We start from the raw sequence: 24653 nt of genomic DNA, 5'->3' as shown, positions 1-24653 counted from the left end.
GCCCGGAGGGCCGGGTGGAGGCCGGTCCTCCGGACGCTCTGCGTTCTTACCAGCCGGTCGTACCGTCGACGCGCTCGCGCAGCAGATCGGCGTGGCCGTTGTGGCGCGCGTACTCCTCGATCATGTGCAGGTAGATCCAGCGCAGCGACACGGGGGCGCCGGACAGCTCGCCCGCGGCGGGGGCCCAGGGGAAGGTGCCGGTGGCGTCCAGGGAGAGCGGCGCGCAGTTGGCTCTGGCCAGCTCGATCTCGGCCTGCCAATCGGCGAGCGCCCCGGCGAGCGTGGCGTCCTCGGCGACCTTCAGGCCGACGTCACGTCCTTCGGCGAGGTCATCGGGGCCCAGGGGGGTGTCGTCGGTGCCGTAGACCGTCGCCACCCGCTCCCCGGTGAGTATGCGGCGGAACCACGTCCGCTCCACCTCGGCCATGTGCTGGACGAGGCCGGTCAGGGTCAGGTCGGAAGGCCGGACGGAGGCCTCGCGGGCCTGCTCGTCGGTCAGTCCGGCGCACTTGTGGGCGAGGGTGGCTCGGTGGAAGTCGAGCCAGCCCTCCAGCGTGGAGCGTTCGTCGGCGTTCAGCGGCGGGATGGGCCTGGTGGAAATCGACATGCCGATCAGACTCACACGAGAGCCGTGAGCACCGGGAGACGCGGGCAGCATCCTGCCGCGTTGTGCACGGCCCGGGAGAGCCGCCCCGACGTCAGCCGCTCGCCCCACAGCACGGACGCCACCCCGTACTCGGCGATCGCCATCAGCTCCGTCTCGCCCAGCTCCTCGGCGACGACCACGACCGGCGTCCGCCCGTCCCGGGTCAGCCGGTACAGCTCGTCCCCCGCGCTCGGGTCGTCGCGGCCCAGGAACAGGACGTCGACCTCGCCGCCCTCGCGGACCACGTCGACCCCGGGCAGCGGACGGAGCCGCCGGGCGAGGCGGGCCCGGGTCAGCTCGTCGCCGGCATGGACATTCACGGTGATGCGTTTCTCGTACAACACTGTTCTTCCTCGTCTCCCCCGCGAATCCAACTCCTTCAGCTTCCCGGGGCGCGCTGAACGAACGATTGCCGATCGATCAACGCGGTCCCGTCCGCGGATATACGAGGGGCCCGGGACGTGCTTCCGCACCGTCCCGGGCCCCTCGGACTCTTCTCAGGCGGCGCTGTCGTCCCCGCCGCCGAAGCGCTCACGGTAGGACTCCAGGTCCTCCTCCGTGATCTTCGCGAACAGCACCGGCGGCACGGTGAACGGCGTGCCCACCGGAACGGACGACAAGGACGCCGCCTCGTCGCGCGAGACCCACGTGGCCGTGTCGTCGGTCAGCGCGAACGCGCTCCGCATGGCGGCGGCCGAGGCCGGGATGAACGGCTCGGAGACGATCGAGTACAGGTGGATCAGGTTCATCGCCGTACGCAGCGTCAGGGCCGCGGCGTCCGGGTCGGTCTTGATCTCCAGCCAGGGGGCCTTGGTCTCCAGGTAGGAGTTGCCCGCGCTCCACAGGGCGCGCAGCGCCTGCGCGGCCTTGCGGAACTGCATGGCCTCCATGTGCTCCTCGTACTCCTGGAGCAGCTGGGCGATCTCCCGGCCCAGGGTGGCCTCGGCCTCGCCCGCCTCGGCGCCGGCCGGGACCTCCTCGCCGAAGCGCTTCTTCGAGAAGGACAGGACGCGGTTGACGAAGTTGCCCAGGACGTCGGCGAGGTCCTTGTTCACGGTGGCCGAGAACAGCTCCCAGGTGAACGACGTGTCGTCCGACTCGGGGGCGTTGGCCATCATGAAGTAGCGCCAGTAGTCGGCGGGCAGCAGCTCCAGGGCGTCATGCGTGAAGACGCCGCGCTTCTGGGACGTGGAGAACTTGCCGCCGTAGTAGTTCAGCCAGTTGAAGGCCTTGACGTAGTCGACCTTCTTCCACGGCTCGCGGGTGCCGAGCTGGGTGGCCGGGAACATCACCGTGTGGAACGGGACGTTGTCCTTGCCCATGAACTGGGTGTAGCGGACGTCCGTCGCCTCGTACCACCAGGACTTCCAGTCGCGGCTCTCCGGGTCCTGGTCCGCCCACTCCTTCGTCGCGCCGATGTACTCGATCGGGGCGTCGAACCAGACGTAGAAGACCTTGCCCTCGGCCGCCAGCTCCGGCCAGGTGTCGGCCGGGACCGGGACGCCCCAGTCCAGGTCACGGGTGATCGCGCGGTCGTTCAGGCCCTCGGTCAGCCACTTGCGGGCGATCGAGGAGGCCAGGATCGGCCAGTCCTTGCCGTGCTCGTCGATCCACGCCTCGACCTCGCCCTGGAGCTTCGACTGCAGGAGGAAGAGGTGCTTGGTCTCCCGGACCTCCAGCTCGCTGCTGCCGCTGATCGCCGAGCGGGCGTCGATCAGGTCCGTGGGGTCCAGGACGCGGGTGCAGTTCTCGCACTGGTCGCCACGGGCCTTGTCGTAGCCGCAGTGCGGGCAGGTGCCGACGATGTAGCGGTCGGGCAGGAAGCGGCCGTCGGCCAGGGAGTAGACCTGGCGGATCGAGCGCTCCTCGATGAACCCGTTCTTCTGCAGCTGACGCGCGAAGTGCTGGGTGATCTCCCGGTTCTCCGGGGAGGAGCTGCGGCCGAAGTAGTCGAAGGAGAGCCCGAAACCTTCGTAGATCGCCTTCTGCGCGTCGTGCTGCTGGGCGCAGAACTCGGCCACGGGCAGGCCGAGCTCCTTGGCACCCAGCTCGGCCGGGGTGCCGTGCTCGTCGGTGGCGCAGATGTACAGCGTCTCGCGGCCGGTCTGGCGGAGGAACCGGGCGTACACATCGGCCGGGAGCATGGACCCCACCATGTTGCCCAGGTGCTTGATCCCGTTGATATACGGAAGGGCGCTGGTGATGAGGTGTCGAGCCATTGCCGGCTGCTCCCTGGTCGATGCGGCTGATGCTGTTTTTACGGGCACCTTTAGCGTATCCGAGTGCCAGGGGGCAGCCGCGCGGCATTTATGTCGGCTCTGTGTCGCGCGTTCTTCCTGCGTACGCCGGGTGCTCAGGCCCCGGGGGGCCGTGCCATCCAGGCCCGCCAGGGCCTGACGATCATCTCCCGGTACGTGTGGTGCGACGGGTTCCGGCCCGCGTGCCGGAACGTCCAGCCCTGGGCCTCGCCGACGTCCTCCCCGGGCTCCGAGCTCTCCTCGCACACCGCGCACTGCATGGCGTAGGTGACGGGCTCCGCGTCCGGCTCCAGGTCCGGCTGCAGGGTCCAGTCCCCGAATGTGAAGACGCTGCGCGTGCTCAAAGCCCCCACCTGCTTTCCGTCTTGCGGTCCGGTGTCCGGGTCGCGGTACGAGTCCGCCGCACCTCCACCTCGGAGGCGGGCCGGGCGCATTCGGGCGGGCAGTCCCACTCGAGCCCGCCTTGGGGAGGACGTAGCTGTAGGTGGCCGGCGTGCCGGTCCATGACCTGGCCGAGACGGTCGGTACGGGTGTCCACGACGTAGGTGACGGGAGCGGGAGCGGTGACGGGCGGGGGGTTCTCATTGCTCACGCCCTTATAGATGCCCACTGAGGCGGGGCCTGATCAGTGACGAAGGGGGTACGTGGCGTCGGTGCCGGGGCCGGGGTCGGCCGGTAACCCGCTGCTCGGCGCGGTGAGTTACCGCCGCCCGGGCGGGAATACGGCTCCGCACGGGGCGCGGGCCCCGCCCTTGCGCGTCACTCGGCGTCGCGCGGGGGATACAGTGAGTCACTGTTTTCGGTCAGGGAAGGCGGTGGAGATGGCGACAACGCGGAAGCCCGGCCTTCCGGAAGCTCTCGTTTCGCCGGTCAACTCGCACAACGAGTGGGACCCGCTGGAGGAGATCATCGTCGGGCGTCTGGAAGGCGCGACGATCCCCTCCGACCATCCGGTCGTCGCCTGCAACCTCCCGCCCTGGGCGGCACGATTGCAGGGGCTCGCCGCCGGCTTCACGTATCCGCGCGTGCTGGTCGAGCGGGCGCAGCGGGAGCTGGATCAGTTCGTCGCTCTCCTGGAGTCCCTCGACATCACGGTCAGACGCCCGGACGCGGTCGACCACGGACGGCGCTTCGGCACCCCCGAGTGGTCCTCGCGCGGGTTTTGCAACGCCTGCCCACGGGACAGCATGCTCGTGATCGGCGACGAGATCATCGAGACCCCGATGGCGTGGCCGTGCCGGTACTTCGAGACCCACTCCTACCGCACGATCCTCAAGGACTACTTCCGGCGCGGCGCCCGCTGGACGGCGGCGCCGAAGCCGCAGCTCACCGACGCGCTGTTCGAGGCGGACTTCCGGATCCCCGGGTCCGGTGAGCCCATGCGCTACATCCTCACCGAGTTCGAGCCGGTGTTCGACGCGGCGGATTTCGTGCGCGCGGGACGCGATCTGTTCGTGACGAGGAGCAACGTCACCAATCACATGGGCATCGAGTGGCTGCGCCGCCATCTCGGGCCGGGCTATCGCATCCACGAGATCGAGAGCCGCTGCCGCACGCCCATGCACATCGACACGACGTTCCTCCTGCTCGCGCCCGGCAAGGTGCTGGTCAACCCCGAGTACATCGACGTCGACCGCCTGCCCGACGTCCTGCGCTCCTGGGACGTCCTGATCGCCCCCGAGCCCGACCCGCTCGACGGGAACCTGCTGAAGGTCACGTCGATGTGCGGCAAGTGGCTCAACATGAACCTGCTGATGATCGACGAACGACGGGTGATCGCGGAGCGGCACCACACCGGCATGCTGCGCGCGCTGGAGGGCTGGGGGTTCGAGCCGATCCCGTGCGACCTGCTGCATTACGCGCCGTTCGGCGGCTCGTTCCACTGCGCGACGCTCGATGTCCGGCGTCGCGGCACGCTCGAGTCGTATGCCGACTGACCGGTGACGCGGCCTCGCCGCCCGATGCGGCCAGGCCGCCACCGTCCAGCGGGCCCCTAGTCGACGATGCCCGCGGCCCGGGCCTCGATCAGCCACTCCGGGAACTCGACCATGAGCTCCTTGTAGAGGCCCGCGTCCGTCAGGGCGCGGGGGTCGCGGCCGGCGTGGAAGAAGCCCGCGTTGTCGATGACGCGCTTCTCCGGGACCGCCAGGTCGTCCAGCTTGCGCAGGAAGTCGAAGCCGCGGGCCTCGGGGTCGCCGAAGCCGACGAACTGCCAGAAGATCGGGAGCTTCGCCGCTGCGCACAGGGCGCGTTCGGCTGCGGCCTTGCTGGTGGGGGCGCCGTCGGTCTGGAAGATGACGAAGGCGGGGTCCTTGGCGCCGGACTTCTCGTAGTGCGCGACCACGGCCTCGATGGCCCAGTGGTAGTTCGTACGGCCCATGTGGCCGAGGCCCTCGTGCAACTCCTGCACCCGACCCGCGTAGTTGCCGAGGTCGAGGTCGGCCGTGCCGTCGACGTCGGTGGAGAAGAAGACGACGGGGACCGTGCCGTCGTCGTCGAGGTTCGCGGAGAGGCCGAGGGCCTGCTCGGCGAGGTGCTGGACCGTGCCGTCCTTGTAGTAGTTCCGCATGGAACCGGAGCGGTCGAGGACCAGGTAGACGGCGGCCCGCTGGCCGGTGAGGCCCTGCTTCTCCAGGGAGACCGACGCCGCCTTGTAGAGGCTGACCAGCCCGGGCGCGGACTGCTGGATCTTCTCCAGGGAGATGGCCGGGGCGGCGGCCGGGGCCGTGGCGTCGTCCGCCGGAGCGGATGCCGGCTCCGACGGGGGAGCCGGCACGGGAGCCGTCACGGGAGCTGTCACGGGGGCCGTCGTCAGAGCCGTCGTCAGCGCCGGTGCGGGCTCGGGCGTGGGGCCGGGGGCCGGTTCCGGGGTGGGCTTCGGCTCCGGGCCCGGGACGGGCTCGGGCACCGGGTGGGGATCCGGGGTGGGGGCCGGCTCCGGCTGGGGGATCGGCTTCGGGGACGGCATCGGAGTCGGTTCGGGCTCCGGCTGTGGGCGCGGGTCGGGGTTGGGGACCGGCCCGGGGATCGGGTCGAGCGGCCCCGGGTCGGGCACGCGCTCGTCCGTGACGGGGGCGGCGACCGGATCGGTGGCGGTCGGCTCCACGACGGCCGGCTCAGCCGCAACCGTCTCCGCGACGACCGGCTCAGCCGCAACCGTCTCCGCCACGACCGGCTCCCTCGTCACCGGCTTCGCCGGAACCGGCTCCGCCGGAAGCGGCTGCGTGGGCAGCACCGGGGGCGTGACCGCCGGGCGGAAGCCCTCGGTCTGACCGATCTCTTCCGTGGAGACCCGCGGCTTCGCGATCGCGTCCGCCACCGGCGCGGGCGCAGGCGCCGGCACCGGGTTCACCTCGGCCGCCGGTGCGGGCACGGTGGCGGATACGGACTCGGCGGCCCCGGCACTGTCGACGGTGTCCGGCCCCGCGTTCTGCTGGGGCAGGCTCGGTTCGTCGCGATCGGCTTTCCTGGACCGGCCGAACGCGTTCCTCAGCAGACTCCGAATGCCCATGTGGAGAAGTCCTTCACGTGTCTCGGGTGCGATGAAATGTCCGTAGTGGGGTGATAAGTCCCAGGGCGGGACGGCTACGTAAGGCTAGCCGTCAAGCCCTGCCCGGCGTGTTCGACCCTCGCGAGCCGTTTCGTGCGCCACCCTCAGGGAGCGCATCTGCTACGTCCCAGTGGCCTCAAAGGTCGTTACCCGTCGCTTTCGCACTCATACCGTCGGACGGTCCGGCCACCACACCATCAGGCCATCACACCGCGTCCGGGATCCAGTTGCCGTGCAGCCCGAGCGGCACCCGCACCGGTAGATGGATCCGGGCCACCGGTCCCGCCGCGATGTCCTGGGCGGCCAGCACGACCAGGTCCGTGGCGCCGCGCTCCGCGTCGAAGGCGTAGGACATCAGCCAGCCGTCGTCCTCCGCCGCCCCCGGCCGCGACGGTACGAACACGGCCTCGCCGATGTCGCCGCCCGCGGCGACGCGGTACTCCTGGCTCGTGCCGCGCTCCAGGTCGTACTTGACCAGCCCGGCCGGCACGCCGTAGCCCGCCGCCTCCGCCACGGCGTAGCCGAAGCGATGGCGGGCGGTGAGGCACCGCGGGTCGACGCGCGGGAACTCCACCGCGCGGTCGTCGAGCCGTCGGCGCCGGACCCGGCCGGCCACGGGGTCGACGGTCCAGCGCTCCAGATACGCGGGCCGCTCGCCCGGGCCCGGCCGGGGGCCGTCGAAGAGGCGGTCGTAGCGGATGAGGTGGAGGGTGATGAGGCCGTCGCGCTCGTAGGCGTTCATGGGGTGCAGGACGAAGCACGGGTCGATCTCCAGCCAGCGCACGTCCGCCGGCCCGCCGTCGCGGGGGAGGACGCCCAGCCGGGCGGCGCGGCCGGGGTCCCACGCGTAGGGGAAGCCGGTGGCCGGCCGGCCCGTGCGGTGGGTGAAGACGACCGGCAGGTCGTACAGCACGACGTGTCGTTCGGTGAGGGAGAAGTCGTGCATCATCGGGCGGCCCGGCACCGGTATGTCGACCCGGCGGCGGACGCAGCCGTCGACCCCGGCCACGAGGTACTGCACGTACGGCCAGGCCCAGCAGTACGCGACCGCGTGCAGCTCGCCGGTGGCCGGTTCGACGACGGCGTGCGCGGCGAGGCCGCCGGGCAGGGTGCCGTGGAAGTCGAAGGGGCCGATCGTGAACAGCTCGTCGTCCAGCTCGTACGGCAGCGCGCCGCCCTCGACGAGCGCGAGGTAGTGCCCGGCGAAGTTCAGGATGTGGGTGTTGGGCGCGAAGTCCATGTCCAGATGGCGCGGCCCGTGCAGCAGTTTTTCGCCGAGCTGCCCGGCGACGGCGTCGGAGCGCACCCAGCGGTTGCGGTACCACTCGGCGCGGCCGTCGCGCAGCCGCACGCCGTGCACCATGCCCTCGCCGCTGAACCAGTAGTGGCCGGCGGGCCGGTCGACGCTCAGCGGATTGGGGCCGTTGCGGAGATAGCGGCCGCGCAGGCACTCCGGGATGCGGCCGGTCACCGGGAGGTCGACGGCGATGATCTCGTCGTGGACGGGTGCGAAGTGGCCGCTGAGATAGGGATTGCCGAGGGCGTCCCCGGCGACCCTCCGTAAGGGACTCCCCGTCGTGCTCCCGGCGTCGCCCTCGCCCTTGCGTGCTGTGCTCTTACGGCCCTTGGCCCCGCGCTCGTCGGTCATGCCGCCCTCCAACGGCCCGCCCCCGCGCGGCCGTTCTTCCACCATCCAGCGGAAGGGCCGGTTCGGCCAGTCTCCTCACCCTGATCCCGTCATCTGACGCTATCGGCCGTCATGCATTGTCATCTGGCGCCATACGGTGTCACCGGCGCAGGGGGCGCGTGACCACCAGGAGCTCGGGCTCCGGCGCGGGCGGGCGGATCCGCCCGACGGCCTGCCAGCCCCAGGCGCGGCAGGCGGACCGCGCCGCCTCCGCGCCCGGTGGGAGGAACCCGGCGGCCAGCGTCGCGCCCGTCCCCGACAGCAACCGGTCGTGCAGCCGCTTGCCGATGCCGCGGCGGCGGCGCCGGGGCAGGACCATCAGCTCGGCGACGGCGAAGACCCGGCCGGCGGCCGTCAGCTCCTCCAGCTCCTCGGGGACCGGTCCCACGAATCCCCGCCAGTGGCCTCCGTCCCGCGTCACCGGGAATCCGTACGCGCAGCCGACCGGCCCGCCGTCGTCGGCGACGACGAGATCGAAACCCGGCAGCGCGGCGTGCTCCGCCAGCCGCTCCATGAACCGGGAGCGGCCGTCGAAGGCCTCGCCCGGGGGTTCCTCGTATGCCGAGCCGTGCAGATCCGCGAGCTGCTCGCGGTACTGATCGGCCTGCCAGCGGCTCAACCTGCGCAAGAAGACGTCGCCCATGCGACCTTCCTGCCCAATGCGGCCCACGGCCACCCGCGCGGAGGCCGGGGTAACCGGGTGTGGCGGGCCGTCGTTTTCCGTGGCGGTACCGGGAACGGCATGGGTCGGGCAGACCACGGGCAGGACAAGAGCTGGGTAAGAAATGGGTGCAGGGCAACCTTTTCCACCCGTTCCCGCCTCTTCCTCGGTGAACATGGCTCGACCGAACATGAGTACCCACCACGGGGGCAGGGAGTTGAGGGGCACATGGGCCTGACCAGTCGGTCGCTCTTGTACGCGGTGGCGTTCGCGGCCGTGTTGTGTGTGGCGCTGATGGTCTGGCTGTGGCCACGGCTCGCCGGGCGCGGACCGCTGCCGGTGCTGGGGCGGCTCGGCGCCATCGTGCTGACGCAGCTGTCGCTCACGGCCGTGCTGGCCCTCGCGGTGAACATCAGCATGGGGCCCTTCTACTCCTCGTGGAACCAGCTGCTCGGGCGGGTCGACAAGTCGCCCGTGAACGTCACCGGCTTCAGCAAGAACGGCGGGTACGGCACGGTCGGAGCCACCAAGGGCGGGCTGGTGCAGCCCACCGGCCCGAACGGGCTGGACAAGGTGCACGGGCTCCCGAAGGGCCCCGAGGACCAGGTCGGCAAGGTGCAGTCCGTGCGCATCGTCGGCCGCCGGTCGAACGTGATCAACCCGGCCTTCGTCTATCTGCCGCCGCAGTACTTCCAGAAGCAGTACGAGCGCCAGCGCTTCCCCGTGATCGTGACCATCAGCGGTTACCCCGGTGGCACCGTGAGCCTTGCCCAGCACCTGCAAGTGCCGCAGACGGCAGCCAAGTTGCAGGCGGAGAAGCAGCTCCAGCCGACCGTGATCGTGATGGTCTCGCCGACGATCGCGCCGCCGCGCGACACCGAGTGCGTGGACGTGCCGGACGGTCCGCAGGCCGAGACGTTCTTCACCAAGGACCTGCCCGAGGCGCTGCGCAGCAGCTACCGGGTCGGCCGTGACGCCAGTGCCTGGGGCGCGCTCGGCTACTCCTCGGGCGGCACCTGCGCCCTGGAGCTGGCGATGCGCGCGCCGGACGTCTATCCGACGGCGGCGGCGCTCTCCCCGGACTACAGGATCAAGAACGACCCCACCACCGGCAATCTCTTCGGCAGCGGTGAGAAGGGCAAGCAGCGTCAGCGCGAGCACGATCTGATCTGGCGGCTGGAGAACATGCCGATGCCGCGTGCGTCGGTGCTGGTGGCCAGCAGCGAGAAGGGCGAGAAGAACTTCGGGGACACCAAGAAGTTCCTCGAAGCGATCAAGCCGCCGATGACCAAGGCGAGCATCATCCTGCCGGAGGGCAGTCATCACTTCACGACCTGGCGGCGGGAGATCAAGCCGGCGATGCAGTGGATGGGCCAGCAGCTGACCTTCCCGCAGGACGTCGTCGACACCCGCAAGCCGGCGGACCGGCGCGACCCCGCGAAGAAGGACTCCGACAAGAGGGACTCCGGCAAGAAGGACCCGGTGCCGGTCACGCAGGACGACGCCAAGAGGAACGAGGGCGAGCAGGAGTAAGAGACCAGGGGCAGGGGAGGGGCAGCGCCCGGCTCGCCTCAGCTCAGCTCAGCTCAGCTCAGGTCAGGTCAGCTCAGTGACACGGTCTGCGGTATCGGTTCCTCGGATCTCGCGCCCTCCCGCGGTATGACCGCCTGCGCCGCTGCCGCCGTCGTGATGGCGCAGGTGAAGAGCAGCTCGTCGTCCTGGTGGCCGCTGACGTGGGTGACGGTGGAGCCCGCGGAGTCAGGCTCGCCGCGCTCGGCCGCGATCCAGCAGGGGCTGCTCAGCTCGGCGTAGCGGTGGAAGGCGCTGGTGAGGGCCGTGGGACTGACGGTGGAGCCGGGGTCGAGGGCCATGGCCGCCTGGCGGGCCGCTTCCAGCAGGACCATGCCCGGGATGTGGTCGACGGGGTGGTCGAAGAGGATCGGGTGCCGTATGTCGGCGCGCAACTGCCAGCGGCCGGAGCGGCGGGCTCCCGCGCGCTGGGGCGGGACGGGCCGTCCGCAGCCTCGGCAGCCGCCCGCGTCGGCTGGCGAGAGGACGACGTCGAAGGCCGACGCCCGGCCGACGTGCTGGGGGAAGACGGGTGAGCCCAGGGTGGTGGGGGGTCCGGGCAGCCGGGGCCCCCGCAGTCTGCGGTAGACCTCGGGCGAGGTGCAGGTGAAACCGGCGCCGCCGGTCGCGGCGAGCAGACCGTCCCGGCGTAAGACCACGTCGTAGCGCATCCCGGCGAACGCCTCGCCCCGGCGCCGCACTTGTGAGCACGTCACGTCCAACTCCAGCTCGGCAGGGGCGAACCCGACCCCGAGCTGTTCGGGCCGGGCCGTGTAGTCCAGGCTCCACATGAGGAACTGGTGGCCGAGGGGGACGTCGAACTCCGCGTGCGCGAGCAGCGAGCCGATCTGCCGGACGGTCTCCGCGATGAGCATCGGGTCGTGCCGCGTACCGTACCGGGCGTCGTGGACGGGGGTGAAGAAGCTGTGTCCGCGCGGCCATTGGGCCGAGACCTGGAACCGCAGCTCGTCCAGCCTGCGCCACCCCGTGAGCAGGACCTCCGCGACGGCCGCCCGGTGGACGAACTCCCGTGGCACCGTGGTGGTCAACCGGGGCTCGCTCGGCGTGATCGGTGCGGGTACGGAGGTCTGGGACATGGCTCCCCCTGGATCAGGTGCTGCGCGGCCGAGTGGCCTCGGAACGGGAACGGAAGGAATGGGAAGATACGTACTGGCCGGTTTTATTTCCACCTGCTCGCTTCTCTACCATACGAGGTAGTTGAGGATCCCTCAGCTCTCGTGTGACCTAGCTCTCCCTTGTTTACGTTCGTACTGGACGGTTTTATTCGGGCCCTCACGGCCCCCTCGCCGTCCACTTCCGGAGGACCCCATGCCCCGTACAGCCGATCCGCTGCGCCACTTACGGCTGGCTGCCGTCAACATCGACGGCGTCCTGCTCAACGACACCTTCAGCCCGGTGATCCACCAATTCGTCACCAGCCGGGGCGGGCGCTACACCGCCGATGTCGAGAGTGCCGTGTTCTCCCAGCCCCGTCTCGTCGCCGCGCGGGCGTTGGGTGCGATGGCCGGTGTGTCATGGACCCCGGAGAAGGTCCTGGAGGTCTATTTCGAGGAGCGGGCCGCCTACCTCGAACAGCATCCGCTCCACCTCCTCGACGGCGCCGTGGAGTTGCTGCGGCGGCTGCGCGCCCTCGGGCTGCGCACCGTCTGCTACGGCGGCCTCGACGACACCCATTTCCAGCGCCACCTCGGGGAGTTCGCCGACCTGTTCGACGGTCCCGGCTATGTCTGTACGAACGACTTCCGACCCGGTGTCCACGAGATCGTCACCGACGTCTTCGGGCTCGACCACGACCAGGCGCTGTTCATCGACGACGTGGCCCGCGTCGCCGAGGCGGCACGCTCGCTCGGCACGGCCTTCATCGGTCACCCGCCGCACTTCGCCCACGGGTTCCAGGGCGAGTTGATGCGCGCGGCGGGGGTCCGGCACATCGTCGGCTCCCTCCCGGCCATCGACGAGCCGCTGCTGCGCGCCCTCGACGCCGAGGCCGCCGCCGGGACGCTCTGGGCGTCACCGGCCACCACCACACACGAAACGGAGGGTCCCCGCGATGACCGGTGACCACACGAGGAACGGGGCCGGCGGAGCACACGGGCTCCTGCACGGCAAGATCGCACTGATCACCGGGGCCAGCAGTGGCATCGGTGCCGCGGCCGCCCGGGTGTTCGCCCGGGAGGGCGCCACGGTCGTGCTGACCGCCCGCCGCGAGGACCGGCTCCGCGACCTCGCGGCCGAGCTGCGCGAGCAGGGCGCCGAGGCCGCCCACGTGGCGGCGGACGTGACGGCCCGCGCGGAGACCTCGCGGGCCGTCGCGTTCGCCGTCGAGCGCTACGGACGGCTGGACGTGGCCTTCAACAACGCCGGTTACGGCGAGGGGCGCACACCCCTGCACCTCATGGACGACGACGTCTACGACCGCATCATGGACATCAATGTGCGCGGCGTCTGGAACTTCCTGCGCGACGAGATCGCCGTCATGCTCGACGCCGGCACCGGCGGCGCCATCGTCAACACCAGCAGCGTCGGCGGCCTGCTGGCCACCCCGGTGGCAGCCCCGTACGTGGCCTCCAAGCACGCCGTGATCGGTCTGACCAAGGCCGCCGCCGCGGAGTACGCGGCCTCCGGCATCCGGGTGAACGCGGTGGCGCCGGGCACCACGCGCAGCGAGGTGGTCGAGGACTGGTTCGCGAAGAACCCCGGGATGGAGGAGGCCCTGCACGCGGCGACGCCACAGCCCCGGACCGCCGCGCCCGAGGAGATCGCGGAGGCGGCCGCCTGGCTCCTCAGCGACCGGGCCTCTTTCGTGACCGGTGCGACCATGCCAGTGGACGGGGGCTTCACAATGGTGTGACTCTGGTGCGTCCCCGCTTGCTCGCTCGACCCGGTCGTGGCCCCGGAGTTGATAGCATTACGTACTTGCCGGTTTGGTTTTCAGGGGGGCGATGAGCGGCATGCGGGACACGCGTCTCGCCCCACACCGCCGGGACGCGGTGCGGGCGACTTACTGATTCGGAGGCACACCGTGGCAAAGCAGGACCGTGCGATCAGGACTCGGCAGAACATCCTGGAAGCCGCCGCGGTGGTGTTCGACCAGAAGGGCTACGACGCAGCCACGATCACGGAGATCCTGGCGCGGGCCGAGGTCACCAAGGGCGCGCTGTACTTCCACTTCACCTCGAAGGAAGAGCTCGCTCTCGCCGTCATCGACGCGCAGGTGACCCAGGCCCCGCCCATGCCCGACCTGCCGGGCAAGTCCAAGATGCAGGAAATGGTGGACATGGGCATGCTCTTCGCCCACCGGCTGGCGGACGACGCGCTGCTGCGCGGCAGCGTCCGGCTCACCCTGGAGCACGGTTCGACGAGCCTGAACCGCAGCGGACCGTTCAACGGCTGGACCCATCTGCACACCCAGGTGCTGGTCGAGGGCCTGGAGCGCGGCGAGGTGCTGCCGCACGTGGTGCCCTCGGACACCGCCGAGTTGATCGTCGGGGCGTACGCCGGCATAAACACGATGTCGCAGGCGATCAACAACCGCGCCGATCTCGAGCGCCGGGCCAGCGTGCTCTACGAGCACGTGATGCCCAGCGTGGTGGTGCCCTCGGTGCTGGCCCGGCTCGACATGGCCCCGGGGCGCGGTGCCCGCGCCCTGGCCGAGGCCGAGCGGGCGCGCGAGACCAAGGTGCGCGAGGCGGCCGCGGAGGCCGCCGAGGCCGAGCGGGCGGGCACCCCGGTCGGCGTCGCCTGAGCGACACCGCGGCCGGGGCGCCCGCCGGACAGGCCCTAGAGTCCGTCCGCCCGGGGGAGGTCGTAGGGCGACGCCGGGACCCGGCAGGGGCCCAGCGTGCCCGTGGGGCGGAGCGGGCCGGGGGCGGCCACCCCGGGGAGCACGAGCTGCCAGAACTGCGCGAGCCAGTCGCGGCCGGTGTCACGGGGGCCGTCCGCCGAGCAGGGCGCGTCCGGGCCGGGCGGGGTGCGGACCAGGAGTTCCGTGCCGGTGGCCATGGTCAGGGCCAGGGCGGTGAGGGTGCGCGGGTCGTGGCCCGGCGCCAGGGCCTGATCGTCCTCGGCCCGGCGCAGCACGTCCTCCAGCAACTCCCGCCACAGCACGGTGCAGTCGTAGGAGGCGTCCGGCGCGTAGTCGAGCTCGCGGGAGAGCCGGATCCCGGCCCGGACGACCACATGGTGTTCGAGCAGATGCGCCAGGACGTGCGTCATGTCGATCACGGTCTGGAGCGTCGGCGGGTGCGCGTGGTCGAGGGCGGTCAGTGCCGCGCGGGAGGAGGAACAGGCTGTCGACTGCACCGCGCGGGCCAGCTCCGCCTTGGTGGCGAAGTGGAAGGACAGCGCTCCCTTGGTCACCCCCGCCGCCTCGCTGATCGCGTTGAGCGAGGCACGCTCGTATCCGACGTGATCGAACACGTCCGCCGCCGCGGTCAGTAACGCCCCGCGGGTTCGTTCGGCCCTCTCCTGCTTTGCCACGTGCTACCTCTGCCGGGTCGTCAGGGACGGCCGGACGACGAAGGCGGTCCGGCCGCGAACAGTGAACTCCAAAACCAACCTGTCGGTATTGTAAGGCGCCCTCGATCACCGGCGAAGCGCCTTTGCCCCCGGGGCACGGCCGGACGCAAGCCGACACCCCTGCCCGGCGGGCAGGTTGAGGGGTTTCCCTCGCCTTTGCCGATGGGTCCCCCAAGCCCCCCGCCGAGCATGTGGCGGTTTGTTAGCGTCCGCCATGGGGCGCCCCGGTGCCGGGGTGCACAGGCCCGTACGAGGTATCAGGGAGTCACCGCATGTCGTCGCACCCCGCCGAGCCGCCCACCGACCGCTTCCGGCTGCGGCCGCGGCGGGATTCCGCGCTGCCGGACCGGCTCGCCCGCTCGGCCGCGACGACCGAGGGCGCGCACCTGCGCACCGAGGACTTCACCGGCTGGCTCGCCGAGCGCGGCCGGGCACACGCCTTCCAGGTCGACCGGATCCCCTTCGCGGCCCTGGACGGCTGGTCGTTCGAGGACGGCACCGGAAACCTCACCCACCGCAGCGGCCGGTTCTTCACCGTCGAGGGGCTGAAGGTCACCGGCGGCCCGGGCCCGTACGGGAGCTGGCAGCAGCCGGTCATCCGACAGCCCGAGGTGGGCATCCTGGGCATCCTCGCCAAGGAGTTCGACGGGGTCCTGCACTTCCTGATGCAGGCCAAGATGGAGCCCGGCAACCGCGAGCTGCTCCAGCTCTCGCCGACCGTGCAGGCCACCCGCAGCAACTACACCAAGGTTCACCGGGGCGCGGACGTGAAGTACATCGACTACTTCGTCCGGCCCGGCCGGGGCCGGGTGCTGGCCGACGCCCTCCAGTCCGAGCACGGCGCGTGGTTCTTCCGGAAGTCCAACCGCAACATGATCGTCGAGGCGGTCGGCGAGGTGGAGCTGCTGGACGACTTCTGCTGGCTCACCCTCGGCCAGATCGCCGAGCTGCTCCACCGGGACAACGTCGTCAACATGGATTCCCGCACGGTCCTCGCCTGCCTGCCGTTCGCCGACCGCCGGCCCGGGGCCCTGCACTCCGACACCGAGCTGCTGTCCTGGTTCACCACCGAGCGCTCCCGGCACGACGTGGTCGCCGAGACGGTGCCGCTGAACACCGTCCCCGGCTGGCGGCGCGGGGAGAGCGCCATCGAGCACGACGAGGGGCGTTTTTTCCGCGTCGTCGCCGTGTCCGTCCAGGCGGGCAGCCGCGAGGTGAGCCGCTGGACGCAACCACTGTTCGAGCCGGTCGGGCTCGGGGTGACGGCGTTCGTGACCCGCGCCTTCGGCGGAGTGCCGCACGTGCTCGCCCACGCGCGCGTGGAGGGCGGTTTCCTCGACACGGTCGAACTCGCCCCCACCGTGCAGTACACCCCCGGCAACTACGCGCACCTGGCCCAGAAGGACCGGCCGCCGTTCCTCGACCTCGTCCTGAACGCATCCCCAGCCCGGATCCGCTACGAGGCAGTCCACTCCGAGGAGGGCGGCCGCTTCCTCAACGCCGAGAGCCGCTACCTCCTCGTCGAGGCCGACGAGCACGAGGCGCCCCGGCAGGCCCCGCCCGGCTACGTCTGGGTCACCCCCGGCCAGCTCACCTCGCTCGTCCGGCACGGGCACTACGTGAACGTCCAGGCCCGTACCCTGCTCGCCTGCCTCAACGCGGGAGCCCTGCCGACGGCGGTGCACGCCTGATGGCCCCGCTGCGCTTCGGCACCCTCGGCTGCGCGGAGTTCGCCCGCCGCAGGATGCTGCCCGCCATGGCCGCCGGCCCGGACACCGAGGTGGCCGCCGTCGCCAGCCGTGACGCGGCCAAGGCAGCAGAGACGGCCGCCCGCTTCGGCGGCACCGCCGTCCACGGCTACGCCGAGCTCCTCGAACGGGACGACGTCGACGCCGTGTACGTACCGCTGCCGCCCGCCCTGCACGCCGAGTGGACGGAGAAGGCGCTGCTCGCGGGCAAGCACGTGCTCGCGGAGAAGCCGCTGACCACGGACGCCGCCCGGACGGGGGAGCTGTTCGACCTCGCCCGTGACCGTGGGCTGGTCCTGATGGAGAACGTCATGTTCGTCCACCACTCCCAGCACACGGTCGTGGCACGGCTGGTGCGTGACGGCGCGATCGGGGAACTACGGGCCCTGCACGCCACGTTCACCGTCCCCCGGCTGCCGGAGGACGACATCCGCTACCGCCGCGACCTCGGCGGCGGGGCCCTGTGGGACATCGGCATCTACCCGGTGCGCGCGGCCCTGCACCTCCTGGGCGACCGTCTGGAGCTCATCGGCGCCCAGCTCACCACGGGCGCCGGTCGCGAGGTGGACACCGCCGGAACCGCGCTGCTGGTCACCCCGGAGGGGGTCGCCGCGCAGCTGACGTTCGGCATGGACCACTCCTACCGCAACACCTACGAGCTGGCGGGCAGCGAGGGCCGGATCATCGTCGACCGGGCCTTCACCCCGCCCGCGGACCACAGCCCCTTGCTGCGCATCGAGCGGGCCGCCGGGGCCGAGGAGCGACGACTGGCGGCGGACGACCAAGTGGCGGGCACCCTGGCGGCGTTCGTCGCGGCGGTACGGACGGGGAACTTGGGACCGGACCGCGCGTGCCGCGCGCAGGCCGCGCTGCTGGACGCGATCCGCGCGTCAGCCGTCGTCGCGGGTTGAGTCCAGGATCTCCAGGCCGACGTCGAGCAGGGCCTTGCGCTTGGTCTCGGCGTCGCCCTCCAGCCTGGCCGTGGTGAACGCCCCGAAGTGGACCGTCAACAGCGCGCTGGAAAGGCGCACCTGATGAGCGAGGGGGGCGTCACCCGCGTGCATCAACTGGGAGATCGTGATCACCCGTTCGGTGAGCTTGCGGCCCACGCCCAGTTCGCGCAGCGCCGCCTGGTTCTCCTGCAGGATGCTGTAGAGCGGGGCGGCCTCGCGCAGGGCCGAGCTGTAGCGGGCGAGCAGCTCCCGCTTGGTCTCCAGGGTGGCGGGCTGTGCCCTGCCCCAGGCGATGAGCTCGTCGACCGGGCGGCCGAGCTCGTCGGAGATCGCGGTGAGGATGTCCTCCTTCGTCTTGAAGTGGTAGTACAGCGCGGCCTTGGTGACGCCGAGCGCCTCGGCGATCTCGCGTAGCGAGGTCTTCTCGTACCCCTGCGAAACGAAGAGTTCCAGGGCCGTGCTCTGGATGCGCTCGCGGGTGTCGCTCCTGCGCGCCTGGGGGGTGCTGCCCATGGGCTCTCTCTCCTGCGTTCGTCGGACCTATCTAGCCCGTCGGCCAGCAAGTAACCGGGCCGGGCGCTTGGCATGCGTGCTGTGGAGAGATCATGGCGCAGGAAGCGGCCCCCGCGGAGGCGTGGAGCTCACCACCACCGTCCCGGGGTACCTATGAAGCGGTCGGTTCCCGGTTCGGCACGGCGGCTGACGCGGCGTCGTGTGTTGACGCCCGGGCACCCGAGGGGCACCCGGATTCCGCAGCGGCCGTGGGATAGGCGGCGGCGAGCAGTTCGGTGGCGCCGGCGAGCAGGGCCAGCCGCTTCTCCTCGGGGTCGCCCTCGATGTGCTGGATGGCGAACGTGCCGTAGTGCAGAGTGAGCAGCGCGGTGACGCAGCGGACCTTGGCGGCGACGGTGCTGTCCGGCTCCTGGAGCAGCTCGGAGAGCGCGGTCACCCGGTCCTTGAAGTCCTGTCCCACGCTCAGGTCGCTGAGCACGGCCTGGTTCGCGTTGAGGACGTTGAACAGCGGTGCGGCACCGCTGAAGATCACGCTGCTGCGGTCCAGCAACTCCCGCTTGACGGCCAGCGTGCGCGGCTGCTGACGGCCCCAGAGGATCAGTTCGTCGAGCGCGATGCCGACATCGGAAAACAGACTGACAAGTATGTCCTCCTTGGTGCGGAAGTGGTAGTACAGCGCTGCCTTGGTGACGCCCAGCTCGTCCGCGATCTCCCGCAGGGAGGTCTTCTCGTACCCGCGCTCCATGAAGAAGTCGCGGGCCACCTCCTGGATGTGCTGGCGGGTGTTGCTACGGCGAGGTCGTGGTGTGCTCCCCATCGGCTGTTCCCTTCGCTCGGGCGGGTCCGGGGACCGCGATCTTGCTGGTTGGCAAGGCGAGCAGAATAACGTACTTGACGCCCGGTTAGTGGCTGTCTAATCTTCCGAATATGCGCACCAACCCGGCGGCAAGTAAGTCAACGGCCGGTGCGCAGGGGGGCGTCGGCGGATCGGCCGACGCGGCTGGCTCGCTCACTCATCACCCATGCGTACTCATGCGAGGAGACGCCCGTGTCCGGTAGCCCGACCGATGGCCCATTGCGGTTAGCCGTCATCATCGGCAGCGTGCGCGAGGGCCGGCTCGGTCCGACCATTGCCGACTGGTTCGCGGACCGGGCCCGCCGGCGGCCCGAGTTCGAGGTCGACCTGATCGACCTCGCGGACGTGGCACTGGGCTCCGTGGCCCCGTCCCCGAGCCCGCCGCCGGAGATCATCCAGGCGCTCGGCACACTGACGCCGCGCCTGGACGCGGCCGATGCCTTCGTCATCGTGACGCCCGAGTACAACCACAGTTATCCCGCGGCCCTGAAGAACGCGATCGACTGGCACAACCCCCAGTTCCACGCGAAACCGGTCGCCTTCGTCTCCTACGGCGGCCTGGCGGGGGGCCTGCGCGCGGTGGAGCACCTGCGGCTGGTCTTCGCCGAGCTGCACGCGGTCACCACCCGCGACACCGTCAGCTTCCACAACGCGTGGGACCTCTTCGACGACAACGGCCGCCTCAAGGAGCCCGACGGCCCGGGCGCCGCGGCCACGATCCTGCTCGACCAACTGACCTGGTGGGCCCACGCCTTGCGGCACGCCAAGTCCACGCGCCCGTACGACATCTGAGTCGCCGCGGCGGCCGGTTCCGTATCCACCGGAGCCCGAGCCCGCGCCGCAGTACGCGAACCCGTACACGCATGAGCCCGTACACATCCGAGTCGTACGGCATCTGAGAACAACACTTCTGACCGAGGGGACGGTGCGAGTCCGCATGGCACGACACCTTGCCGCCGCACAGTACGACTACAGCCGGTACGACTACACCCCGGACGAGCCCGTCCCCCATGTCTTCGACGGTTTGAGCGTCCCGGTGCGGACGGCCGCATCCATGCTCGGCCTCTCCCCGTGGACGGTGTCGCACCTGGTCGACCGGGGGGAGCTGCGCAGCGAGCGCGGCGGGCAGTACCGCTATGTGACGCTGCCCAGCATATTTGCCTATCGTCGGCGCACCCGATGATCCAGCGGGCCCGATCATCCGGTTGAAAAGATGATCCAGGGCCCTATTTTTCCGCCGTCGGGCCGATAGTGATCGGCCGGCGGTGCGATCTGTAGTGATCTGAATGGCGCGAATGAGTGAAAGCCCGGAACCTCCGGCAAAGAGCGCAGTTATTCAGAACGCTTTCCCAGTGGGGGCGCTACACGATCGAAAGGCATAGACGTGCTCAAGAAGGTTCTCGCCACGGCCGCGGTGACGGCTTCCGCCGTCGGCGCCATGACCAGCCCCGCGATGGCGATCGGCGACGATCGTGGTGACGTCGCCAACGGCAACGCTGCGAAGACCGGTTACGGCAACACCAAGACCGGGGGCAAGGAAAGCCCGCAGATGAGCCTGATCCAGGGCACGCTCAACAAGCCGTGCCTCGGCATCGGCAAGATCGGTGTCCAGTCGATCCTCGCGCTGATCAACATCGGCGTCCAGGACATCCCGATCCTCACCTCGCAGCAGCAGCAGCAGTGCACCGACAACTCGACGATCAGCGACGGCGACGACCAGCTCTCGCACCTCATCAGCGAGATCCCGGTGCTCTCGGGCAACGGCTCGGCGAACGGTCACTGACCGAAGCACCGAGTGTGGTGAAATCCCCCTGCGGCGGGTGTGCGGGCCCCGCCGCAGGGGGCTTTTCCTGTGCCGGAAAACGGCTGGGCCGAACGAGTGAAGTGGAATAACCTTCCCGCCTTTTCGCGAGTTGCACAGGTAGCTGTCGTAATTCGTGGATCCAGAGCGAAGGAATAAACGTGATCAAGAAGGTAGTGGCCACGGCCGCGATGTCGGTTTCAGCGGTCGGTACCCTGGCCGGCCCCGCGATGGCGATCGGCAACGACGGCCAGGATGTCGCCAACGCCAACGGCGCCGCGCAGATGTACGGCAACACCTACACGGGCGGCTACATGAGCCCCCAGATGGGCCTGATCAACGGCTCCCTCAACAAGCCCTGCATCGGTATCGGGAAGCTCGGCGCCCAGTCGCTCATCGGCCTCATCAACATCGGCCTCCAGGACATCCCGATCCTGTCCTCGCAGCAGCAGCAGATGTGCACCGAGAACTCCACGATCAACGACGGCGACGACCCGCTGTCGCACATCCTGGACGAGCTCCCGATCCTCTCGGGCAATGGTTCCGGCAACCGCGCCGACCACCACGAGCACCACGAGGGACGCGGCAAGCACCGTGGCGACCGCCACCCCGACGAGCACGGCCACCACTGACGTCCCAGACGCCACCGGCACCTCGCGGAGCCGCCCCCGGATCCACCCGGGGGCGGCTCCGCCGTGTGTACGGGCGTGTGTACGGGCCTCCCTCGCTGTGCGGTGGGTGTGTCGGGGCGGGTGGCGGCCGGGGAATTGACCCATGATTCCGGCCGGGAAATGAACCATGGGACCGGTCGCCTCGGGGCCTAGATTCGTAGTCGTGAAGCCGCGGACAGCAAGCGAGCGGCGCACCCCACGCACGAATCCCCACCGAGGAGCACCCCATGAGCGGCACCGAGTTCCCCCGCCCCGACGACGTCGTCCTCGTCCGTGAGGCCGACGCGGAGATCACCGCCGACGCCCCCGGCAGCCTGATCACCCTCATCGCCGACTCCGACCGCACGGGCGGCGCGGTGACCACCAACCGCACCATCCTCGACGAGGGCGTCGCCGGCGCGCCCCCGCACTTCCACACCCGGGCCACCGAGATGTTCTTCGTCCTCGACGGCGCGCTCCAGGTCCTCATCGACGACCGGGTGGTCGTCCTGGAGAAGAACGACTTCCTCGCCGTCCCCCCGGGCACGCCCCACGCCTTCGCCCCCGCGCCCGGCTCCTTCGCCGACGCCCTGCTCGTCTTCACCCCGGGCATGGACCGCTTCGAGTACTACCGGCTGCTCGACCGGGTCAACAAGGGCGAGGCGAGCGTCGAGGAGATCAAGGCGTCCTCGGAGCGCTTCGACAACCACTACGTCGACAGCCCCCTCTGGCGCGAGACCCGCGCCGCGGGCATCCGCTAGAGCCCCTCGGGGGCGTCGCCGAGGTGCCTGCACGCCCGTCCCGCCCGCCCCGCCGCGTGGAGATCGACCGCGACGAGGCCGAGCGGGTGCTGTACCGCGTGTGCGGAGTGCTGGGGGCACCGAGCTGTGAGCGACCGGTCGGTGAGCACGCCGCTTCCCGCTCCCGGGCGCGGTCGTGCGGAATAATCCCGCCCATGCCGTCTGACCTCCCGTTCTCCGATGTTCGCTCCTGCGGGAGCCCGTGTGCTGCCCGCCCGGCGCCCGCCCGCTCGCGCACCGGGCCCGCCGGGTGAGGCTCTCCGGGCCGCACCGGCTGCTGCTGCCCGACGTGCTGGCGGTGGGCGCCCCGTACGCGCTCGTCCTCGGCGGTGGCTACGCCCTCCAGGCGCACGGACTGGTGGACCGCCCGAGCCGCACGCTGGACCTGGTCACCGAGACGCCGACACCGATGGCCGAGGTGGCGTCGGCCCTGCGGGCCGGCCTGGAGGCGAGGGGCTGGCGGGTGGCGGACATGACGGCCGAGCCGCTGTCGGCCCGCCTCGCGGTGCGGGGCCCGGGGCCCGATGCCATGGCAGGGCCGGGTGACGACGGTCCGAGTGAGGTGAGCGCGGTGGATGTCGTCAAGGAGACGCTGTGGCGGCCTCCGGTGCCGGGCGAGTACGGGCCCGTACTCGCCGTCGAGGACGCGGTCGGCCTGAAGGTGCGGGCGCTGGCGGACCTCGGGCTCGCCCGGGACCTCGTCGATGTGTGGTCCGGTTCCGACCGCTGGTCCTACGCCGGGCTGGAGGAATGGGGCCGGCGCCACGGGCGGGACGCGTTCGACCCGGCCGATCTTCAGGCACGTCTCGAACGGTCGGAGTGGATCGACGACCGGGAGTTCGCCGCGTACGGGCTCGACGAGGCCGCCACCGCCGCACTGCGCCGCTGGGCCCAGCTGTGGGCCGACGACATCGCCGAGCGGCTCATGGAGGAGGCCCCGGTGGAGGACGAGCTGTAACGGTCCCCGTCAGCCCGGGGGGAGTGCCCGGCACAGCGCGTCCAGCGCGGCGCCGTAGGCGTGGTCGGGCGGGGTGCCGAAACCGACCACCAGACCGTCGGCCCGGGGTGTCGTGGCCTGCGGGTGCCGGAATTCCGCCAGGCCGTCCACGGCGAGCCCCTGCCAGGTGGCGGCCTTGAGGGTGGACTGCTCGGTGCCGGGCGGCAGTTCCAGCACGGCGTGCAGACCGGCCGCGACACCGGTGGCCCGGATGTGCGGGGCGCGCTCGGCGAGGGCGGTGACGAGCCGGTCGCGGCGGTCGCGGTAGCGCTGCCGCATCCGGCGGAGATGACGGTCGTACGCGCCGGAGTCGATGAAGTCCGCGAGGGTGAGCTGGTCCAGGACCCCGGCCCACGCCTCCCGTTCGCCCTTGACGGCCAGCACGGGATCGACGAGGTGGTCCGGGAGCACCATCCAGCCGAGCCGGATTGCGGGGGACAGGCTCTTGCTGACCGATCCGATGTAGACGACCCGCTCGGGGTCCAGGCCCTGCACGGCGCCGACGGGCTGCCGGTCGTAACGGAACTCCCCGTCGTAGTCGTCCTCCAGCACCAGCCCGCCCCGGGCACGCGCCCAGTCGACGACCTCCGCGCGCCGCTCGGGGTGCAGCGGCCCGCCGGTCGGGAACTGATGGGCGGGCGTGAGCAGCACCGTCCGCACCTGCTTGTGCGCGGCCAACTCCTCGGTGCGCGCCCCGTGTTCGTCGACAGCGACCGGCACGGTACGCACCGAGGCGGCGGCCAGCAGCCGGCGGTGGAAGTCGAGCCCGTAGGACTCCACGGCCAGCGGACCGCGCAGCACGCCCCCGAACAGCAGCCGCAGGGCGGGCGCGAAGCCCGAGCAGATCACGATCCGCTCGGGGTCCGTCCGCACGCCCCGGGACCGCGCCAGATAGTCGGCCAGCGCCCGCCGCAGTTCGTGCCGGCCGCGTGGATCGCCGGGCCCGAAGGCGTCGTTGGGGGCAGCGTTCAGCGCGCGGCGGCCGGCGGTGAGCCAGGCGCCACGGGGGAAGGAGGCGGCGTCGGGCTGCCCCTGCCGCAGATTGTGCGTGGGCCGTGGCGGGCCCGCCGGGCTCTTCTTCGGTACCCGTACGGGCCTCGGCGGCGCGGCCCGCCGGGCCACCCGGGTGCCGGAACCCTGACGGGCGGTGAGCCAGCCCTCGGCGACCAGTTCGGCGTAGGCGTCGGCGACGGTGTTGCGGGCGAGCCCGAGGTCGGCGGCGAGCGAACGGTAGGGCGGCAGCCGGGTGTCCGGCGCCAGTTGGCCCGAGCGGACGGCATCGCGCAGCGCCCGGATGAGCACCGCACGGCGGCTGCCCGGCCCGGACAGCTCCAGATGCAGGTCGCGGCCGATCCGCTCCGCCCAATTGACCCAGTTCTCCGCCATGGAAATGCACCTTACCGCCGGTCGATCAAGCCCGTACAT

General features: G+C 70.9%; 26 protein-coding genes. 13 read left to right on the top strand and 13 right to left on the bottom strand.

All coding sequences use genetic code 11. The features are described 5' to 3' along the window. Positions 1–46: 46 nt before the first annotated feature. The 5 genes from JO379_RS16655 to JO379_RS16635 form a co-directional block, all read right to left on the bottom strand. The gene (locus tag JO379_RS16655; protein ID WP_130878677.1) at positions 47–607 is read right to left on the bottom strand and encodes a DinB family protein; all 561 of its coding nucleotides are present in this window, start codon (positions 605–607) and stop codon (positions 47–49) included. 11 nt (positions 608–618) lie between these two features. After that, a complete protein-coding gene (locus tag JO379_RS16650; RefSeq protein ID WP_242626123.1) occupies positions 619–990 on the bottom strand; it encodes a DNA-binding response regulator in 372 nt (123 codons plus the stop codon). A 153-nt stretch (positions 991–1143) separates the two neighbouring features. Next, entirely contained in the window at positions 1144–2865 is a 1722-nt protein-coding gene (metG, locus tag JO379_RS16645; RefSeq protein WP_130878678.1) for a methionine--tRNA ligase, read from the bottom strand. 134 nt (positions 2866–2999) lie between these two features. After that, the gene (locus JO379_RS16640; RefSeq protein ID WP_130878679.1) at positions 3000–3257 is read right to left on the bottom strand and encodes a DUF7848 domain-containing protein; all 258 of its coding nucleotides are present in this window, start codon (positions 3255–3257) and stop codon (positions 3000–3002) included. Then, positions 3245–3496 carry a hypothetical protein gene (locus tag JO379_RS16635; protein ID WP_209519042.1) on the bottom strand — a complete coding sequence of 84 codons (252 nt, stop codon included), beginning with the start codon at positions 3494–3496 and terminating at the stop codon, positions 3245–3247. The genes JO379_RS16640 and JO379_RS16635 overlap by 13 nt, the downstream gene beginning before the upstream one ends. A gap of 229 nt (positions 3497–3725) precedes the next feature. On the opposite strand from JO379_RS16635, the gene JO379_RS16630 reads away from it, so the two are divergent. Continuing rightward, a complete protein-coding gene (locus JO379_RS16630) occupies positions 3726–4841 on the top strand; it encodes an amidinotransferase (RefSeq protein ID WP_209515554.1) in 1116 nt (371 codons plus the stop codon). Between the two features lie 56 nt (positions 4842–4897). On the opposite strand, the gene JO379_RS16625 is transcribed toward JO379_RS16630, so the two are convergent. The 3 genes from JO379_RS16625 to JO379_RS16615 all read right to left on the bottom strand — a co-directional run bounded on the left by JO379_RS16625 (position 4898) and on the right by JO379_RS16615 (position 8784). After that, on the bottom strand, positions 4898–6415 hold the full coding sequence (locus JO379_RS16625) for a vWA domain-containing protein (protein ID WP_209515552.1): 1518 nt from the start codon (positions 6413–6415) through the stop codon (positions 4898–4900). A gap of 244 nt (positions 6416–6659) precedes the next feature. Further along, positions 6660–8102 (bottom strand): carotenoid oxygenase family protein, encoded by a 1443-nt coding sequence (locus tag JO379_RS16620; protein WP_209515549.1) that lies wholly within the window; start codon positions 8100–8102, stop codon positions 6660–6662. A gap of 139 nt (positions 8103–8241) precedes the next feature. Further along, positions 8242–8784 carry a GNAT family N-acetyltransferase gene (locus tag JO379_RS16615; RefSeq protein WP_130878684.1) on the bottom strand — a complete coding sequence of 181 codons (543 nt, stop codon included), beginning with the start codon at positions 8782–8784 and terminating at the stop codon, positions 8242–8244. 246 nt (positions 8785–9030) lie between these two features. Between JO379_RS16615 and JO379_RS16610 the strand changes: the two genes are divergently transcribed. Further along, positions 9031–10335 (top strand): alpha/beta hydrolase, encoded by a 1305-nt coding sequence (locus tag JO379_RS16610; RefSeq protein WP_130878685.1) that lies wholly within the window; start codon positions 9031–9033, stop codon positions 10333–10335. 68 nt (positions 10336–10403) lie between these two features. Here the strand turns inward: JO379_RS16610 and JO379_RS16605 are convergent, their stop codons facing one another. Beyond that, positions 10404–11468 (bottom strand): ScbA/BarX family gamma-butyrolactone biosynthesis protein, encoded by a 1065-nt coding sequence (locus JO379_RS16605; protein ID WP_130878686.1) that lies wholly within the window; start codon positions 11466–11468, stop codon positions 10404–10406. Between the two features lie 232 nt (positions 11469–11700). On the opposite strand from JO379_RS16605, the gene JO379_RS16600 reads away from it, so the two are divergent. The 3 genes from JO379_RS16600 to JO379_RS16590 all read left to right on the top strand — a co-directional run bounded on the left by JO379_RS16600 (position 11701) and on the right by JO379_RS16590 (position 14137). Continuing rightward, positions 11701–12453: an HAD family hydrolase gene (locus tag JO379_RS16600; protein ID WP_130878687.1), complete on the top strand. Its 753-nt coding sequence runs from the start codon at positions 11701–11703 to the stop codon at positions 12451–12453. Beyond that, the gene (locus tag JO379_RS16595) at positions 12443–13243 is read left to right on the top strand and encodes an SDR family NAD(P)-dependent oxidoreductase (RefSeq protein ID WP_130878688.1); all 801 of its coding nucleotides are present in this window, start codon (positions 12443–12445) and stop codon (positions 13241–13243) included. Before JO379_RS16600 ends, JO379_RS16595 begins: the two co-directional genes overlap by 11 nt. A gap of 171 nt (positions 13244–13414) precedes the next feature. After that, on the top strand, positions 13415–14137 hold the full coding sequence (locus JO379_RS16590; protein ID WP_130878689.1) for a ScbR family autoregulator-binding transcription factor: 723 nt from the start codon (positions 13415–13417) through the stop codon (positions 14135–14137). Between the two features lie 35 nt (positions 14138–14172). Here JO379_RS16590 and JO379_RS16585 read toward each other — a convergent pair whose 3' ends face one another. Beyond that, positions 14173–14871 carry a ScbR family autoregulator-binding transcription factor gene (locus tag JO379_RS16585; RefSeq protein WP_130878690.1) on the bottom strand — a complete coding sequence of 233 codons (699 nt, stop codon included), beginning with the start codon at positions 14869–14871 and terminating at the stop codon, positions 14173–14175. Between the two features lie 311 nt (positions 14872–15182). On the opposite strand from JO379_RS16585, the gene JO379_RS16580 reads away from it, so the two are divergent. Continuing rightward, positions 15183–16601 carry an NDP-hexose 2,3-dehydratase family protein gene (locus tag JO379_RS16580; protein ID WP_209515547.1) on the top strand — a complete coding sequence of 473 codons (1419 nt, stop codon included), beginning with the start codon at positions 15183–15185 and terminating at the stop codon, positions 16599–16601. Beyond that, complete coding sequence (locus tag JO379_RS16575) at positions 16601–17569, top strand: Gfo/Idh/MocA family protein (RefSeq protein WP_209515544.1); 969 nt, start codon at positions 16601–16603, stop codon at positions 17567–17569. Before JO379_RS16580 ends, JO379_RS16575 begins: the two co-directional genes overlap by 1 nt. Here JO379_RS16575 and JO379_RS16570 read toward each other — a convergent pair. After that, positions 17549–18124, bottom strand: a complete 576-nt coding sequence (locus JO379_RS16570; protein ID WP_130878693.1) for a TetR/AcrR family transcriptional regulator — start codon at positions 18122–18124, stop codon at positions 17549–17551. The two genes, JO379_RS16575 and JO379_RS16570, sit on opposite strands and share 21 nt — an antisense overlap. A gap of 151 nt (positions 18125–18275) precedes the next feature. Then, positions 18276–18941, bottom strand: coding sequence for a TetR/AcrR family transcriptional regulator (locus JO379_RS16565; RefSeq protein ID WP_130878694.1), 666 nt, complete (start codon positions 18939–18941; stop codon positions 18276–18278). 231 nt (positions 18942–19172) lie between these two features. Here JO379_RS16565 and JO379_RS16560 point away from each other — a divergent pair, with 231 nt between their 5' ends. From JO379_RS16560 to JO379_RS16535, 6 genes are all read left to right on the top strand, one after another. Continuing rightward, a complete protein-coding gene (locus JO379_RS16560) occupies positions 19173–19772 on the top strand; it encodes an NADPH-dependent FMN reductase (protein ID WP_130878695.1) in 600 nt (199 codons plus the stop codon). Positions 19773–19917: 145 nt separating this feature from the next. After that, positions 19918–20163, top strand: coding sequence for a hypothetical protein (locus JO379_RS16555; protein WP_130878696.1), 246 nt, complete (start codon positions 19918–19920; stop codon positions 20161–20163). 201 nt (positions 20164–20364) lie between these two features. Further along, positions 20365–20763, top strand: coding sequence for a rodlin (locus JO379_RS16550; protein ID WP_130878697.1), 399 nt, complete (start codon positions 20365–20367; stop codon positions 20761–20763). Between the two features lie 179 nt (positions 20764–20942). Further along, complete coding sequence (locus JO379_RS16545; RefSeq protein WP_372449089.1) at positions 20943–21413, top strand: rodlin; 471 nt, start codon at positions 20943–20945, stop codon at positions 21411–21413. 266 nt (positions 21414–21679) lie between these two features. Next, entirely contained in the window at positions 21680–22192 is a 513-nt protein-coding gene (locus JO379_RS16540) for a cupin domain-containing protein (protein ID WP_130878698.1), read from the top strand. Positions 22193–22481: 289 nt separating this feature from the next. Further along, a complete protein-coding gene (locus JO379_RS16535) occupies positions 22482–23189 on the top strand; it encodes a nucleotidyl transferase AbiEii/AbiGii toxin family protein (RefSeq protein WP_130878699.1) in 708 nt (235 codons plus the stop codon). A 9-nt stretch (positions 23190–23198) separates the two neighbouring features. Here the strand turns inward: JO379_RS16535 and pdxR are convergent, their stop codons facing one another. Next, a complete protein-coding gene (gene pdxR / locus JO379_RS16530) occupies positions 23199–24614 on the bottom strand; it encodes a MocR-like pyridoxine biosynthesis transcription factor PdxR (protein WP_209515541.1) in 1416 nt (471 codons plus the stop codon). Between the last annotated feature and the right edge of the window lie 39 nt (positions 24615–24653).

The sequence above is a fragment of the Streptomyces syringium genome (assembly GCF_017876625.1).
Lineage (GTDB): Bacteria > Actinomycetota > Actinomycetes > Streptomycetales > Streptomycetaceae > Streptomyces > Streptomyces syringius.
Note: the sequence above shows the minus strand (reverse complement) of the source record. Positions and strands in the feature narration are given on the sequence as shown.

Excerpts from the sequence above, each read along its gene's own strand:
- JO379_RS16655 (WP_130878677.1), bottom strand. The coding sequence starts at position 607 with ATGTCGATTTCCACCAGGCCCATCCCGCCGCTGAACGCCGACGAACGC.
- metG (WP_130878678.1), bottom strand. The coding sequence starts at position 2,865 with ATGGCTCGACACCTCATCACCAGCGCCCTTCCGTATATCAACGGGATC.
- JO379_RS16630 (WP_209515554.1), top strand. The coding sequence starts at position 3,726 with ATGGCGACAACGCGGAAGCCCGGCCTTCCGGAAGCTCTCGTTTCGCCG.
- JO379_RS16625 (WP_209515552.1), bottom strand. The coding sequence starts at position 6,415 with ATGGGCATTCGGAGTCTGCTGAGGAACGCGTTCGGCCGGTCCAGGAAA.
- JO379_RS16620 (WP_209515549.1), bottom strand. The coding sequence starts at position 8,102 with ATGACCGACGAGCGCGGGGCCAAGGGCCGTAAGAGCACAGCACGCAAG.
- JO379_RS16615 (WP_130878684.1), bottom strand. The coding sequence starts at position 8,784 with ATGGGCGACGTCTTCTTGCGCAGGTTGAGCCGCTGGCAGGCCGATCAG.
- JO379_RS16610 (WP_130878685.1), top strand. The coding sequence starts at position 9,031 with ATGGGCCTGACCAGTCGGTCGCTCTTGTACGCGGTGGCGTTCGCGGCC.
- JO379_RS16605 (WP_130878686.1), bottom strand. The coding sequence starts at position 11,468 with ATGTCCCAGACCTCCGTACCCGCACCGATCACGCCGAGCGAGCCCCGG.
- JO379_RS16600 (WP_130878687.1), top strand. The coding sequence starts at position 11,701 with ATGCCCCGTACAGCCGATCCGCTGCGCCACTTACGGCTGGCTGCCGTC.
- JO379_RS16595 (WP_130878688.1), top strand. The coding sequence starts at position 12,443 with ATGACCGGTGACCACACGAGGAACGGGGCCGGCGGAGCACACGGGCTC.
- JO379_RS16580 (WP_209515547.1), top strand. The coding sequence starts at position 15,183 with ATGTCGTCGCACCCCGCCGAGCCGCCCACCGACCGCTTCCGGCTGCGG.
- JO379_RS16575 (WP_209515544.1), top strand. The coding sequence starts at position 16,601 with ATGGCCCCGCTGCGCTTCGGCACCCTCGGCTGCGCGGAGTTCGCCCGC.
- JO379_RS16570 (WP_130878693.1), bottom strand. The coding sequence starts at position 18,124 with ATGGGCAGCACCCCCCAGGCGCGCAGGAGCGACACCCGCGAGCGCATC.
- JO379_RS16565 (WP_130878694.1), bottom strand. The coding sequence starts at position 18,941 with ATGGGGAGCACACCACGACCTCGCCGTAGCAACACCCGCCAGCACATC.
- JO379_RS16555 (WP_130878696.1), top strand. The coding sequence starts at position 19,918 with ATGGCACGACACCTTGCCGCCGCACAGTACGACTACAGCCGGTACGAC.
- JO379_RS16540 (WP_130878698.1), top strand. The coding sequence starts at position 21,680 with ATGAGCGGCACCGAGTTCCCCCGCCCCGACGACGTCGTCCTCGTCCGT.
- pdxR (WP_209515541.1), bottom strand. The coding sequence starts at position 24,614 with ATGGCGGAGAACTGGGTCAATTGGGCGGAGCGGATCGGCCGCGACCTG.